Below are 12,563 nucleotides of genomic sequence, written 5' to 3'. Positions count from 1 at the left end.
CGTTCCCGCCGACGCGACGGCACCTGCCTGTGGGGATGCGACGACCCGAGTCAGTCCTGCGTGGCTTCGGCGGGCAACGGCGGTGGTGCCTGCAAATCGTGGGCGCAGAACAGCACGGCGTGCTCGACGCCCATGACCTTGCCGCTCAGCGCGGCGAACTGCGGGATGAGGTCGGCGGGAGCCGGGTGGTCCGGGAGCGCGGCCAAGTAGGCGGCGTGCGCCTCGAGCGAGGCGATGCCGCGGCGCAGCGGCTCACCGGTGACGTCGACGCCGTGGGTCGCGTCCTTCCCGGGGGCGAGGTACCAGCGCACGGAGTGCGGTTCGAGGCCCTCGTCGTCGACCTGCTCGGGGAAGACCCACCGGTTGCCCGCGTCCCGGATCGCGTCGAGCGTCGCGAGCCCGGCCGCACGGTGGTCGGCCTGGTCGAAACCATACGGCGTCTCGACTTCGAAGCTGGTGCCGTAGACGACGTCGGGCTTGAACCGGCGGATCTCCCGGCAGATGTCCCGGCGCAGGTCGAGACCGTAGACGAGCACCCCGTCCGGATGCTCGAGGACGGTCAGTTGCTTGACCCCGACGACGTCGCAGGCGGCCCGCTGCTCGGCGACGCGCAGGCGAGCCGTCTCCTCGGGAGGGTTCGGCATGCCGGCCTCACCGCGGGTGAGCAGGAGATAGCCGACTTCGATGCCGCGCGCGGTCCAGCGGGCGACGGCCGCGGACGTGCCGTACTCCATGTCGTCGGGGTGCGCGACAACGCAGAGCACGCGCCGGAAGGACTCTTCGGGGAGAGCTGGCAATGTCATGCCGGCCATCCTTCCGCATCAGGGGCCGCGCGCGCGTTCCTCGTCTCGCGACCGTGGACAAAGTTCAGGGCCGGACGCACGTGTGCGTCCGGCCCTGAACTGGGATGAGCTGTGCTGCTACTTGCCCAGGAGTGTGGTCGCCGATTCGGCGAGGCCGCCCGGACCCTGCTGGGTCAGCGGTGTGCTCCCGGCCGGCTTGGTCAGCCCGGTGAGCGAGGCCAGCCGGGTCAGGTCGGACAGTCCGGTCAGCACCGGAGCCTGCGTCGGGAGAACTCCGTTGGTGCTCGGCAGCAGCCCGCCCAGCAGCGGAAGCGTCGTCGCGGGCGTGTCCGCGCGCTGGTCGTCCGTCGAGACGTCGGACGTGTGCAGGCCGGTGACCCGGGTGCCCGCAGCCGGGTCGAGGGGCTGGGTGGAGACGGCTCCGTGCAGCGGCAGCACCGGCAGCGGGCCGTCGACCGGGGTGATCGTGGCCCGGTCGAGCGCCGTGTCCGGCGTCGCCGTCAGCGGCACGGTGGCCGGCAGAGCGGGCAGGTCGGTGGCCGCGAGCTCACGGCCCAGCGGCGCGTTGAGGTTCGGTTCCGGCAGGTCGCCGCCGACCTCGGCGCTCGGCGCCAGATCGTGCTGGAACAGGTGCACCGGCACCGTGTGCAACACCGCCGCGGTGGCCGGGGCGGCGGTGGCCGGAGCGGGACGCTGAGCGGCGGGCAGCACCGAGTCGAGGGCCTGGCCCGGGTGCTGCAGATCCACGCCGGTCGCGGCCTGCTGCAGCGGCTGCGTCGCCTGGAGGTCGTCGGTGGCACCGTCGACTGTGTCCGTGACGTCGTGCAGGCCGGCGGTCGTGAGGAGCTGGTCCAGGGGCGAGGCCGGGGCGGCCGGGTCGACGGGCTCGGCCGCGGAGGCGCTGCCGGTGCCCACCATCAGCAGGCCGCCGCTGACCAGTGCGACCTGCAGGGTCCGCTTCGTGTGGATGCGCATGACAAATACTCCTTCGATCAACACAATGGGAAAGTGACAAATTGTTGGCTGAATAAAAACAAGAATGCCGACGGGCGACGAAAAGCGACCACGCTTCGCGAGCGGGTATTCGCATGGATCGACCGCCGCGACCACACCCGAGGCGAGCAAACGCGGGTTTATCGGCTGGAAGGCCGGGGAACGTCAGTCCGGTGTGACGCCGGGCTGGATTTCTGCCGCTGTCACGGCTCGGCCGAGCACGCCATTTCGGCGGTGCGACGGCTGCGGGTGTTCCACGGGACGTGACTGCGCCACGTCACCGCCACTGTGGTCGTGGCCGGCCGTCAGACCGGCGCTGGCCGGAACCACGCAGGACGGCAGCCACGAACGGCCGGCAGGCCCAGCGGCGCCGTGCTCGGGCCGGTCGTCGGCGTGCAGCTGACCCGCAACCGCGGTCGCGGCAGCGCGAACCGGGATCGTCGCCGGGAAACGGCCGGCCGAGCGCTTCCGCGGATCACTGTCCGCCGGTGCCGGCAAGGCGTCGTCCGACCCCGCGGTACCGAGCGCGACAGGCGGCTTCTCACCGTGGTCGTGGAGGCCCTCGGCCGGCGTGCTGAGCCCCGCCAGATCGGTCGCCGCCACGGCGATGCGCCCGACCGCGACGACGGTAGCGGGAACCGCGGAAGTCACGTTCGTTTCGAGCACCTCGGCCAGCCGGGCCGGGTGTGCGGCGGCTCCCGACAGGTCGCGCACGGGGGCAAGGGCGGGCGTCGCTGCGTCGTGAGCGCGGCGTACCACGGGAACGGAGTCGGTCACCGGTGAAAGCACCGGCGGTTCCGGGTGGCCGATGGCCGTCACGACAGCCGGGGATCCCGGCTCGATCGGCCCGTCCGCGACCTGGGTGACGGTGTCGGCCGATGCCGTGGCCGTCAGCCACGCGAGCGCGCAGGCCGCGGCCGCGCCGCCGATCACGACCAGCGCGCGCCCGAGGATCCGACCGGCATTCACCGTGTCGCCTCCCCGCCTCGTCGCACTCGTCACGATCCCGCCTGTTCACCGTTCTTCCGCCGCCGGCGATCAATCACGCCGATTCGGCCGCTCCACCATAACCACCGGCCATTCACCGGTCCTTCCTTACCCCGCTTCCGGGGCCGCACAAATGGCAATTCGTTCGATCCGAGCGCCGCAACCACACCGCCGACCAGCGGAAACTCGTCCGCGACGCCGAACCGGCGCACCTCGAGCACGACGTCGTAGATTCACCCGATATAGCTACAAAACTGCCAAATTTCCCGGATTCTTGCGACACGATCGGGTGGCCTAGGCGTGAATCGCGACCGCGGTGTGCACCCTCCCCACCGACGACGCTTTGCCCACACGACCATCCGGCGTCGCCGATTCCCGTTTCGTTCTCACTCGAGGAGATCCCCATGATCAAGAAGATCGGCCTGATCACCGCCGCCCTCTCCGCCGGCGCGTTCCTCACCGGCGGGATCGCCTCCGCGGGCACCCCTGATGACTACGGTCAGGCCGGCCTGGTCAACCTCAACAACACCGACGTGCTGCACAACGTCAACGTGACGCCGGGCGTCTGCGGCAACGACGTCAACGTCCTCGGCGTCCAGGTCCCGATCCACGACTCGCTCAACGGCCTCGGCGTGCCGATCCTGTCGCCGGGCGAGCACGAGGCCGACGGCGAGAGCCCGTACAACTGCGCCGCCGGCGCCGTCACCGACGGTGGCACCAGCCAGGGCAACTGACCCGGCCGCGACGGCGCTCAGAACAGGGTCGCGGGCTCGACCGGCCCCGGCTCGGGCAGTGCGTCGAGGCCGGGTGCCAGTGCTCGCACGTCGTCGTGGAACCGGCGGGCGAGCGCCGGCGCGGCGTCGTTGTCGGGGGTGTGCACGAAAACCGTCGGCGACCGGCCCTCGCGCAACCAGCCGGCGACCACCTCGGTCCACGGCCGCCAGCCCTCGACCGTCTCCTCGACCGAATCCCGGCCCAGGTAGCGGACGATCGGCCGGTCGGTCAGGGCCCGCGTCCGCCGCGGCAGCCGCGGCTTCTTGGCCCAGGTATCCTGCTCGACCTCGCTCACCGGCGGGCGCCGGAAGAACACCGTGGTGTCGAACGGCACCCACTCGGCGTCCGCCTCGGCGAGCGTCCCCTCCAGCAGCGACGTCGAGCGGGCGTCGGTGAAGAACCCGGGGTGGCGCACCTCCACGGCGCGCCGCCGGCCGGCGGGGAGCCGGCGCAGGAAGCGGCCGAGGGCATCGACGTCCGAAGGACCGAACGAACCCGGCAACTGGGTCCACAGGACAGCCCGTTCGCCGAGGGGTTCGATCGCGTCCAGGAACGCCCGCATCTCGGCCTCGACACCGACCAACCGGCGCTCGTGCGTGACGACCTTGGGCAGCTTGACCACGAACCGGAAATCGGGGCCGGTCTGCTGCGCCCAGGCCGCGACGGTGTTCCGGGCGGGAGTCGCGTAGAAGGTGGTGTTGCCCTCGACCGCGTTGCACCAGCCGGCGTAGGCCCGCAGGCGCTCCCCGGCCGGCAGCGACGGCGGCAGGAACCGCCCGGGCCACGCCTTGTGGGTCCACATCGCGCAACCGACATGAAGACGTGCCACCGGCGTCAGCTCCCCTCGATCGTGAGGGAAACAGTTTATTGCCGGTAGCCGAGCCGCAGGCTGCGGCCGGTCGAGGTGAACCGGGTCAGTGCGGCAGGCCGGCGTGGTGTTCCAGGAACCGCGCGACGTCCGACGGATCCTCGAGCGGCAGCGGGTAGATCACCAGGCGGTCCACGCCGAGGTCGGCGTAGCGCTGCGCGGAGCGCGGTTCCACCACCACCGGATCGAGGGGCAGGTAACTGATCTCCAGCTTGCCCAGCCGTTCCGGGCGCTCGACCTCGCTCGCGGCCCGCCGCAGCCCGGCAAGGTGCCGGGGCAAGTCGTCGAGCGTGCCGTTGCCGAACCAGCCGTGGCCGCGGGTGACCGCGCGGCGGAAGGCAGCCGGGCTGTGCCCGCCGATCACGATTTTCGGCCCGCCTGGCCGCGCCGGGCGGGGATGCGCGTCGACGTCACGGAACGCGACGAACCGGCCCTGGTACGCGGGAGCCGGGGCGGTCCACAACGCGGTCATCGCATCGAGGTATTCATCGGTGCGCCTGCCTCGGCCGGACATCGCGACGCCGACCGCGCGCATCTCGGGTTCGAGGTACCCGGCGCCGACGCCGAGCAGCAGCCGACCACCGCTGAGCACGTCCAGGCTCGCGGCCTGCTTGGCGAGGACGAGCGGGTTGCGTTGCGGCAGGATCACGATCCCCGTCCCGAGCTCCAGCCGCCGGGTGACGGCCGCGACGTAGGACAAGTGCACCAGCGGGTCGAGAATCGGGTCGGTCGGCTCCATCGGCGAATCCGCCACCCGGGGGCTCGGCAGCACCACGTGATCGCCCGCCCACCACGACGAATAGCCGAGGTCCTCGGCCAGCCGCGCCAGCTTGACCGTCTCCGCCGGGCCCAAAGTGGCCTTGGCGTTCAGTCCCGACACTCCCAGTTCCATGCCCCGCACCCTCCGGCCGTCGATGATCACTTCCCATCGTCGGGCCGCTCGGCGGCCGCCGTCCAAGACTTGCGGCGATAGCCTTCGGCTATGGATGTTCATGTCCGGGACCTGCGTTACTTCGTCGCGGTGGCGGAAGAGCTGAGCTTCACCAGGGCGGCCCACCGGCTGTTCATCGCCCAGCCGTCGTTGAGCAAGCAGATCCGCCGGCTCGAAACCTCGCTGCGCGTCACCCTTTTCGATCGCGGCCACCACGCCGTCGCGTTGACCGCCGCGGGTGCGGCCCTGCTCCCGCAGGCGCAGCGGATCATCGAGCAGTGGGCGGTGGCGCGGGGCGCGGTCTCCGACGCCGTCACCGCGCAGCGAACGACCCTGACGGTCGGTTTCCACACCCGGATCGGCCGTGGCCTCGTCCCCAACGTCACGGCCGGGATGGCGAAGTTGCTGCCGGGCTGGAAGCTGCTGTTCCGGCAGATCCCGTGGAGCGACCCCACGGTGGGACTGGCGAGTGGCGAGGTCGACGTGGCCGTCGCCTGGCTACCGATCCCGGACGACGGCGAGTACGCGTGGAAGGTCGTCGCCACCGAGGAGCGCTGGGTGGCGCTGCCCGCCGGTCACCGGCTCGCGTCCCGAACGGTCGTCCCGCTGGACGAGCTGGCCGACGAGCCGTTCATCGCGCTCCCCCGCACAGCAGGACCGCTTCGCGAGTTCTGGTTGGGAAACGACCGGCGCCCGGCACCGGCCCGGATCGTCGCCGAGGCCGAAACCGCCGAGGAGTCCCTCGAAGCCGTCGGCTCCGGCCTCGGCGTGGTGCTGCTGTCCGCGGGCAACGCCGAGATCTACCAACGCGCCGACGTCGTGTGCCGCCCCGTGCAGGGGCTCGGCCCCTGCGAACTCGCCGTGGCCTGGCGCGCGAAGGACGACCGTCGCGCCGTGCACGTCGTCGTCGACGCCTGCACCCGATGCCTCTGCGGCGGACCGCCGCGATGAGGCTTTTCCGCACGACCGGGGTTCAGCCGCGCAGGGCGCTGCCGGCCTGCCAGGCGGTCCAGCTGATGGCCCAGTCGCCGTGGCCGTTGTTGATCGACAGCTGCGGGCCGCCCGAGTTGGTGATCTCGACGACGTCGCCGGCGTTGAAGTTGTCGAAGAACCACTTGGCGTTCTCGGTGTTCATGTTGAGGCAGCCGTTGGAGACGTTGTCGCTGCCCTGCACGCCGACCGTCTTCAGGTTCTCGTGCAGGTATTCGCCGTCGTTGGAGATCCGGACGTTCCAGTTCTCCGGTGCCTTGTAGTAGCCGGGGTCGCCCTCGCACACGCCGTAGCTGCAGGAGTCCATGATCTTGGAGGCCTCCTTCGACAGCACGGTGTGCGTGCCGTTGAAGGTCGGCGTCGGGCCCCGCGGCGGGGTGTCGACGGTCTTGCCCATGCTGATCGGCGCGGTCTTCACCAGCTGCCCGTTGTGGAACGCCTTGATCTGGTGCGTCTTGCCGTCCGCCTTGGCCACCCAGGAGTCGTGCACCTTGTAGGTGGCCGAGACGTCCTGGCCGCCGTACACGCCGCCCCCGATCGGCACGCCGAAGGTCGTGGTCTCGAGCCTCACGGTCGAACCGGCCTTCCAGTAGTCCTTGGGCCGGAAGTGCACTTCGCGCTTGCCCACCCAGTACCAGCCGCCGTCCTGCGCGGGCGAGGACGTCACCTTGAAGGACTTCTCCACCGTGGCTTTGTCGGTGATGTCGTGGTCGAACTTCAGGCCGATGACCAGGCCGACGCCGAAATCGCCCGACGCCGGCTGAAAGAGCGCAGGAGTGGCGACCCCGGCCGGCTTGAGCGTGTGCACTTCCCCGCGCTGCTCGGTCGCCGCACCCGCCTGGTTCACCGCGGTGGCGACCACTTGATAGGTGGCCCCGTACCGGAGGCGATCGTTGCTGGTCCAGGTCGTCTTGTCCGGCGAGAGATCGCCCTTGACGGCGTTGCCGGTCTGCGGGTTCGTGACCGCGACCGCCTGCAACGTGCCGCCTGAGGCCTTGACGACGATCGGGTCCTTGGGGCTCAGCTGGTCCCCGCCCTCGGCGGCGAACGCCACCGTCGCGGCCGGCACCCCGGGTACTGCCGCCGTCCCGGCCACTCCGGCCGGTTGCGCAGCCCCGACGGTCTCGCTCTGCCCACTACATGCAGCCAGCAGCAGGGCCACCAGGCCGAGCCCGGCGATGCGGATCATTCTCACGCTCCACAAGACGTCCCACCCCCTCCGAAGTTGGGTAACGATCCGATCTCTCGAGAACATGTTGACAAGGCTCGCTAATGGCACTAGCTTTTCGGCTATCAACCTTAGCCAGTTCCGCGGAAGGCACCATGACCCAGCACCTGAGCATCGACGGCAACACCATCGCCTACGACGTGACCGGACAAGGCCCCCTCGTCGTCCTGGCCCACGGCCTCGGCGACAGCCGCCACTCCTACCGCTTCCTCGCCCCGGCCCTGGCCGCGCAGGGATACCGGGTGGCCAACGTCGACATCCGCGGTTGTGGCGACTCCAGCGTCGGCTGGGACGGCTACAGCCGGACCGCCATCGCCGGCGACCTGGTCGCCGTCGTACGTCATCTCGGCGGTCCGGCCGTGATCGTCGGTCAGTCGATCAGCGGCGGTGCCGCGACCATCGCGGCCGCCACCGCACCCGATGTGATCACCGGTGTCGTCGAACTGGCGCCGTTCACCCGTAAGCAGTCGATCGACCTCGGCGGGCTGATGCGGGTGAAGCGCTTCCGGGCCGGCTACGTCCAGATGGCGAAGGTGATCATGGGAGGAAGTGTCGAGGGCTGGAAGAAGTACCTCGACGTCGCGATGCCGGTCAAACCCGCCGACTGGCACAGCGAACTGGCCCGGATCGTGGCCAAGCTGAGCGAGCCCGGCAGGATGAAGGCGATGCAGTCCATGTGCAAGAGCAGCCCGGCCGACGCCGGTGAACAGCTGCCCAACGTCCAGTGCCCGGTCCTGGTCATCGAGGGCAGCGTCGACCCGGACTGGGCCGACCCCCGCGCCGAGGGCGAGCGGATCATCGCCGACCTGCCTGCGGGTCTTGGTGAACTCGTGGTCATCGAGGGCGCCGGGCACTACCCGCACGTCCAGATGCCGGATGAGGTGCTCGCGCTGACCCTGCCCTTTTTGGCCAGGACGCTGACTCGTGCCTAGGGCCGGGCTCACCCCGGCACTGGTCACCGAGGTCAGCGCCGAACTGGCGGACGAGATCGGGTTCCCCCAGCTCACCATGGGCTTGCTCGCCGAGCGACTCGGGGTCAAGACGCCCTCGCTCTACAAGCACGTCACCAGCCAGGCCGACCTGAACCACCGGATCGCCACCCTGGCCATGACCGAACTCGCCGACGCCATCCGCGACGCAACCCAGGGCCGGGCCGGCAGCGACGCCCTCATCGCCGGCGCCCACGCGATGCGGTTGTACGTGAAGAAACACCCCGGTCGGTACGCGGCGGGCAACGCGGTCAAACCGACCGGGCCCGACGACCCGCTCATCGCAGCGGCCGGCCGGGTGCTCGCCTCCTGGTCGGCCATGCTGCACGGTTACCGGATCGACCCGAGCCAGGAGATTCACGCCTTGCGGATGGTCCGTACCATCCTGCACGGATTCGCCACCCTCGAAGTAGCCGGCAACTTCCGGATCGACGCGGATGTCGACGTCAGCTTCACCTGGATGATCAACTTCATCGATCACGGTCTACGCACCTTGAACGACCACCACTGATCGCCCGCCGATGTCCGCTACCGCAGACGGGTGCGGTCGCGCGATCCGGCCGGCTGGTCGGCGGCGAGGAAGGGAGTCAGGATGCGGAGCAGCGACGTCCGTTCCCCGCCACGTGCTCGTGCCCGCCGAGGTCGACGCCGGACCCACGCCTGTTCGCCGATGACCGGGCGCCCTGTCAACGGCGCTGAGTGGCGGCGAGCAGGGTGAGTGCGGCCTGGCGTGCGTGTTCGCCCGCGTGGGCGCGGTCGTGGTGGTCGGCCACGATGGTGGCCCCCTCGACCAGGATGAGCAGCTGCTGCCCGAGCACACGGGGGTCGGTGGCTCCGGCCCGGTCGGCGATCTTCGTGAGGAGTTCGAGGTAGCGGTCGAGATGGCGGGCGGTGATGGCCCGGACGGCCCCGGTGTGGTGCTGGGTGGCCGCGTTGAGCAGTCCGCAGCCACGGAAAGCCGGCTCGTCGTACCACCCCTGAAGAGCATCGAACACGCCGGTGAGCTGGTCGGCGGGATCGTCGCCCGCGGCCGTGACGGCGTCAGTCAGCCAGCGGATGACCCGGTCGCTTCGCGCTTCGAGCATCGCTTGGACGAGACCGTCCTTGGTGCCGAAGTGCCGGTAAAGCGTCTCCTTGGAGATGCCGAGGCGGGTGCAGAGCCCGGCTACACCAATGCCGTCGAGCCCGCACTCGTAAAGCATCTGGGTGGCCGCGTGCAAGATCGTGGCGCGGGTGCGCTCCGGATCGATGGTCGAACCCTTGGAGACCGGCATAGCCCGATAGTACCGATCGGTTCGATCACTGTGCTAGCGTCCGGATGGTACTGATCGGTTCGATCAACGGAGGGCGATGACAGCGACTTGGCGGGCCGCGCGGCTGGCACTCGGGACCGCATCCGCGCTGGGCCTCGCCCGCTTCGCCTACGGGCTGCTCGTGCCGGCTATGCGGCAGGACCTGCGGTGGACATTGGCCGAGGCCGGGGCGATCAGCACGGCGAACGGTCTGGGCTACCTGATCGGCGCCGTGGCGACGGCCGCCCTGGTTCGCCGCTGCGGCACAGCCGCGGCCTTCCGCTGGGGCATGGTCGTCACCGCGCTGGCGCTGGCCGGCACGGCGGCCAGCGACGTCTTCGCGGTGCTGCTGGCGATCCGTGCGGTGGCCGGCGCGAGCGGGGCGGTGGTGTTCATCGCCGGAGGGGTGATCGCGGCCCGAGCCGCCGCCCGAGCCGGATCCAGCGTCCCCATCACGGTCTACTTCGCCGGAACGGGCCTGGGAATAGTCCTCAGTGGACTGACCGTCCCGGGACTGGCTGATCGCTGGCAGGTGGCGTGGCTCGGCCTGGGGGCCGCCGCAGGGCTGGCGACCCTGCTCTGCTGGACGGCGGCGGAAACCGGCGAGGAACGGCCGGGCGGTGCGGTCGGCCGGGCCCGGATGCGTCCGCTGTGGAGGGTCGCCGTGGCGTACTTCCTGTTCGCGGCCGGCTACATCACCTACATCACCTTCCTGTCGGTGTACCTGGCCGACCGGCACGCACCGGTCGCGCAGGTGCTGCTCACGTGGACGATGCTGGGTGCCGCCGTCGTGGCGGCCCCGGTCCTGTGGAGCCGCCCGATCACCCGGTGGCCCGGCACGCGCGCCCTCGCTCTCGTGCTCGGCGTGCTGGCCGGCGGCGCGGCACTGGCGTTGCTGTCCGGCTCGTCTGCCGTGGTGATCACCTCGGCCATCACCTACGGGGCGACGTTCATGGCGGTGCCCGCCGCCGTCACCGCCCACATCCACACCGCCGTTCCCCGCGCCGACTGGACCGCCACCCTCGCCGCGTTCACCATGCTGTTCGCCACGGGACAGACCATCGGCCCGTGGCTCGGCGGCATCCTCGCCGAGCACACCTCGACCGCCGCACCCCTGGCCTGGACCGCGGCGCTGTGCGCCGCGGCAGCGGTGCTGGCGGCGGCGCCGGTCCGACCAGGTCCCGCGCCACGACCCCCGACGTCCCCGGAACTCGACGCCGAGATCCGGTGAACCACCCACAACCACGCGGAGCACTGACATGGCTACTTTTGTCCTCGTTCCCGGCATGTGCCACGGCGGCTGGTGTTTCGCCGACCTGACCGGGCAACTCCGCCGGCAGGGCCACGCCGTCCACCCGCTGACGCTGACCGGCCTCGGCGAACGCAGCCACCTCCTGCACGGCGGGGTCAACCTCGACACCCACATCGAGGACGTGACCGCCCTGCTGGCGGCCGAGAACGTCCACGATGCCGTGCTGGTCGGCCACAGCTACGGCGGGATGGTGATCACCGGGGCCGCCGACCGCATGCCGGAGCGAGTGGACTGCCTGGTCTACCTCGACGCCGTCGTACCCGCGCACGGCGATTCCTGCTGGGCCCTGGTCTCCGACCAGGAACGCCGGTGGTACCTCGACGTCGAAGACAGCGGGTACGCCACCCGTCCCCTGCCGTTCTTCGACTCGCGGGCCACCCCGCACCCGCTCGCCTCGCTGCTCCAACCGCTACGCCTGGCCGGCGAGGCGAACCGGTTCCGGCGCCGCGACTACGTCTACGCCGCCGGATGGGACGGTGAATCGCCCTTCACCCCCGTCTACGAGCGTCTGAGTCAGGATCCTTCCTGGACCACGCACGCACTCGACGGCGGACACAACCTCATGCGGGACGCGCCTGACGACCTGCTGAAGATCCTGCTCGACATCGCCCGACCGTCGGATGACACCCTCGAAGAGGGCCGCTTCACGCCGTGAACCGGCGGCCGTCGTCCGGTACTGCGCCCGATCCGTTCGGGACGGGCGGCGCCTGGCGCTTGGCCGCGGTAAGCCGGACGAGACCGACGATCCCGTTGACGACGAGCGCGAGGAGCAGGAACGGAATCGCGACCAGCTGAACCACCCGGAACCCCACCGCTTCGGAAATCATCCGGCCGATGACCGGCGCGAGCACCAGAGCGAGCACGGCGAGCGCGGCGGTCACCCCGGCGACGATGCCGCGCCGCTCGCGGAGCTTCAGGATCAGCGCGACCGTCGCGCCGGCGGCCGCGCCCGTGCCCAACCCCGAGAAGGCACGGCCGGCCATCAGGAGGCCCCCGGCGCCGGCGAAGGCGGCCAGCACGACGCCGAAGAGCAGGAAGCAGGTCGCGGAGACGGCCACCCCCGTGGGGAAGCGGGCGCCGAGCAGGAACCCGACGGGCACCGTCAGCGCCGCCCCGACCAGATAGGTGACCAATCCGATCAGAAGCAGGCTCTGGCTGGACAAGCCGAGAGCGCGCTGGAGCTCGGACATGCCGTCGAACCGGTAGATCACGGTCAGCATGAACAGCCCGATCAGCGCCGTGAACCCCGGACCCAACGCCTGCCACCAGGCAGGCGCGGCAACCGGGCGAGTGACAGGCGGCGTCGGCGGCGTCACGTACATGCGCTCACCGTATAGCGCCGGGGGTGGGCCCGGACGGCGTTGCCGGAAGTCGGCCACGCTCACCCCGGCCGCCG

15 protein-coding genes are annotated in these 12,563 nt (G+C 70.7%); 6 read left to right on the top strand and 9 right to left on the bottom strand.

Annotated elements, in window-relative coordinates; translation table 11 throughout:
* Positions 1-50 precede the first annotated feature (50 nt).
* The 4 genes from AB0M80_RS31020 to AB0M80_RS31005 all read right to left on the bottom strand — a co-directional run bounded on the left by AB0M80_RS31020 (position 51) and on the right by AB0M80_RS31005 (position 3,004).
* Positions 51-812 carry a PIG-L deacetylase family protein gene (locus AB0M80_RS31020; protein WP_364572013.1) on the bottom strand — a complete coding sequence of 254 codons (762 nt, stop codon included), beginning with the start codon at positions 810-812 and terminating at the stop codon, positions 51-53.
* 108 nt (positions 813-920) lie between these two features.
* Entirely contained in the window at positions 921-1,778 is an 858-nt protein-coding gene (locus AB0M80_RS31015; RefSeq protein ID WP_364572011.1) for a hypothetical protein, read from the bottom strand.
* A 183-nt stretch (positions 1,779-1,961) separates the two neighbouring features.
* Positions 1,962-2,765 carry a hypothetical protein gene (locus AB0M80_RS31010; RefSeq protein WP_364572009.1) on the bottom strand — a complete coding sequence of 268 codons (804 nt, stop codon included), beginning with the start codon at positions 2,763-2,765 and terminating at the stop codon, positions 1,962-1,964.
* A 29-nt stretch (positions 2,766-2,794) separates the two neighbouring features.
* The gene (locus AB0M80_RS31005) at positions 2,795-3,004 is read right to left on the bottom strand and encodes a hypothetical protein (protein WP_364572007.1); all 210 of its coding nucleotides are present in this window, start codon (positions 3,002-3,004) and stop codon (positions 2,795-2,797) included.
* Between the two features lie 183 nt (positions 3,005-3,187).
* Here AB0M80_RS31005 and AB0M80_RS31000 point away from each other — a divergent pair, with 183 nt between their 5' ends.
* Positions 3,188-3,517 carry a hypothetical protein gene (locus tag AB0M80_RS31000; RefSeq protein ID WP_364572005.1) on the top strand — a complete coding sequence of 110 codons (330 nt, stop codon included), beginning with the start codon at positions 3,188-3,190 and terminating at the stop codon, positions 3,515-3,517.
* A gap of 17 nt (positions 3,518-3,534) precedes the next feature.
* Here AB0M80_RS31000 and AB0M80_RS30995 read toward each other — a convergent pair whose 3' ends face one another.
* The gene (locus tag AB0M80_RS30995) at positions 3,535-4,359 is read right to left on the bottom strand and encodes a DUF72 domain-containing protein (RefSeq protein ID WP_364572003.1); all 825 of its coding nucleotides are present in this window, start codon (positions 4,357-4,359) and stop codon (positions 3,535-3,537) included.
* Between the two features lie 112 nt (positions 4,360-4,471).
* The gene (locus AB0M80_RS30990; RefSeq protein ID WP_364572001.1) at positions 4,472-5,317 is read right to left on the bottom strand and encodes an LLM class F420-dependent oxidoreductase; all 846 of its coding nucleotides are present in this window, start codon (positions 5,315-5,317) and stop codon (positions 4,472-4,474) included.
* A 90-nt stretch (positions 5,318-5,407) separates the two neighbouring features.
* Here AB0M80_RS30990 and AB0M80_RS30985 point away from each other — a divergent pair, with 90 nt between their 5' ends.
* Positions 5,408-6,307: a LysR family transcriptional regulator gene (locus AB0M80_RS30985; protein ID WP_364571999.1), complete on the top strand. Its 900-nt coding sequence runs from the start codon at positions 5,408-5,410 to the stop codon at positions 6,305-6,307.
* Positions 6,308-6,329: 22 nt separating this feature from the next.
* Here the strand turns inward: AB0M80_RS30985 and AB0M80_RS30980 are convergent, their stop codons facing one another.
* Positions 6,330-7,535, bottom strand: a complete 1,206-nt coding sequence (locus AB0M80_RS30980; RefSeq protein ID WP_364571997.1) for an Ig-like domain-containing protein — start codon at positions 7,533-7,535, stop codon at positions 6,330-6,332.
* Between the two features lie 134 nt (positions 7,536-7,669).
* Here AB0M80_RS30980 and AB0M80_RS30975 point away from each other — a divergent pair, with 134 nt between their 5' ends.
* Both AB0M80_RS30975 and AB0M80_RS30970 read left to right on the top strand, forming a co-directional pair.
* The gene (locus AB0M80_RS30975; RefSeq protein WP_364571995.1) at positions 7,670-8,506 is read left to right on the top strand and encodes an alpha/beta hydrolase; all 837 of its coding nucleotides are present in this window, start codon (positions 7,670-7,672) and stop codon (positions 8,504-8,506) included.
* Positions 8,499-9,074, top strand: a complete 576-nt coding sequence (locus AB0M80_RS30970; protein WP_364571993.1) for a WHG domain-containing protein — start codon at positions 8,499-8,501, stop codon at positions 9,072-9,074. Before AB0M80_RS30975 ends, AB0M80_RS30970 begins: the two co-directional genes overlap by 8 nt.
* A 175-nt stretch (positions 9,075-9,249) precedes the next feature.
* On the opposite strand, the gene AB0M80_RS30965 is transcribed toward AB0M80_RS30970, so the two are convergent.
* Positions 9,250-9,837, bottom strand: a complete 588-nt coding sequence (locus AB0M80_RS30965) for a TetR/AcrR family transcriptional regulator (protein ID WP_364571991.1) — start codon at positions 9,835-9,837, stop codon at positions 9,250-9,252.
* Positions 9,838-9,913: 76 nt separating this feature from the next.
* On the opposite strand from AB0M80_RS30965, the gene AB0M80_RS30960 reads away from it, so the two are divergent.
* Both AB0M80_RS30960 and AB0M80_RS30955 read left to right on the top strand, forming a co-directional pair.
* Positions 9,914-11,086: a YbfB/YjiJ family MFS transporter gene (locus tag AB0M80_RS30960; protein WP_364571989.1), complete on the top strand. Its 1,173-nt coding sequence runs from the start codon at positions 9,914-9,916 to the stop codon at positions 11,084-11,086.
* Between the two features lie 28 nt (positions 11,087-11,114).
* Positions 11,115-11,822: an alpha/beta fold hydrolase gene (locus tag AB0M80_RS30955; RefSeq protein ID WP_364571987.1), complete on the top strand. Its 708-nt coding sequence runs from the start codon at positions 11,115-11,117 to the stop codon at positions 11,820-11,822.
* Here AB0M80_RS30955 and AB0M80_RS30950 read toward each other — a convergent pair.
* A complete protein-coding gene (locus AB0M80_RS30950; protein WP_364571985.1) occupies positions 11,812-12,546 on the bottom strand; it encodes an MFS transporter in 735 nt (244 codons plus the stop codon). The genes AB0M80_RS30955 and AB0M80_RS30950 overlap by 11 nt on opposite strands.
* Between the last annotated feature and the right edge of the window lie 17 nt (positions 12,547-12,563).

This window comes from Amycolatopsis sp. NPDC051045, assembly GCF_040682955.1.
Lineage (GTDB): Bacteria > Actinomycetota > Actinomycetes > Mycobacteriales > Pseudonocardiaceae > Amycolatopsis.
The sequence above is the reverse complement of the archived record's forward strand: the minus strand, read 5'-3'. Positions and strand labels throughout refer to the sequence as shown.

What these genes read in the sequence shown, in the direction of transcription:
- AB0M80_RS30985 (WP_364571999.1), top strand. Translation starts at nt 5,408, where the DNA reads ATGGATGTTCATGTCCGGGACCTGCGTTACTTCGTCGCGGTGGCGGAA.
- AB0M80_RS31020 (WP_364572013.1), bottom strand. Translation starts at nt 812, where the DNA reads ATGGCCGGCATGACATTGCCAGCTCTCCCCGAAGAGTCCTTCCGGCGC.
- AB0M80_RS30990 (WP_364572001.1), bottom strand. Translation starts at nt 5,317, where the DNA reads ATGGAACTGGGAGTGTCGGGACTGAACGCCAAGGCCACTTTGGGCCCG.
- AB0M80_RS30965 (WP_364571991.1), bottom strand. Translation starts at nt 9,837, where the DNA reads ATGCCGGTCTCCAAGGGTTCGACCATCGATCCGGAGCGCACCCGCGCC.
- AB0M80_RS30980 (WP_364571997.1), bottom strand. Translation starts at nt 7,535, where the DNA reads ATGATCCGCATCGCCGGGCTCGGCCTGGTGGCCCTGCTGCTGGCTGCA.
- AB0M80_RS30960 (WP_364571989.1), top strand. Translation starts at nt 9,914, where the DNA reads ATGACAGCGACTTGGCGGGCCGCGCGGCTGGCACTCGGGACCGCATCC.
- AB0M80_RS31000 (WP_364572005.1), top strand. Translation starts at nt 3,188, where the DNA reads ATGATCAAGAAGATCGGCCTGATCACCGCCGCCCTCTCCGCCGGCGCG.
- AB0M80_RS31015 (WP_364572011.1), bottom strand. Translation starts at nt 1,778, where the DNA reads ATGCGCATCCACACGAAGCGGACCCTGCAGGTCGCACTGGTCAGCGGC.
- AB0M80_RS30975 (WP_364571995.1), top strand. Translation starts at nt 7,670, where the DNA reads ATGACCCAGCACCTGAGCATCGACGGCAACACCATCGCCTACGACGTG.
- AB0M80_RS30955 (WP_364571987.1), top strand. Translation starts at nt 11,115, where the DNA reads ATGGCTACTTTTGTCCTCGTTCCCGGCATGTGCCACGGCGGCTGGTGT.
- AB0M80_RS30995 (WP_364572003.1), bottom strand. Translation starts at nt 4,359, where the DNA reads ATGTGGACCCACAAGGCGTGGCCCGGGCGGTTCCTGCCGCCGTCGCTG.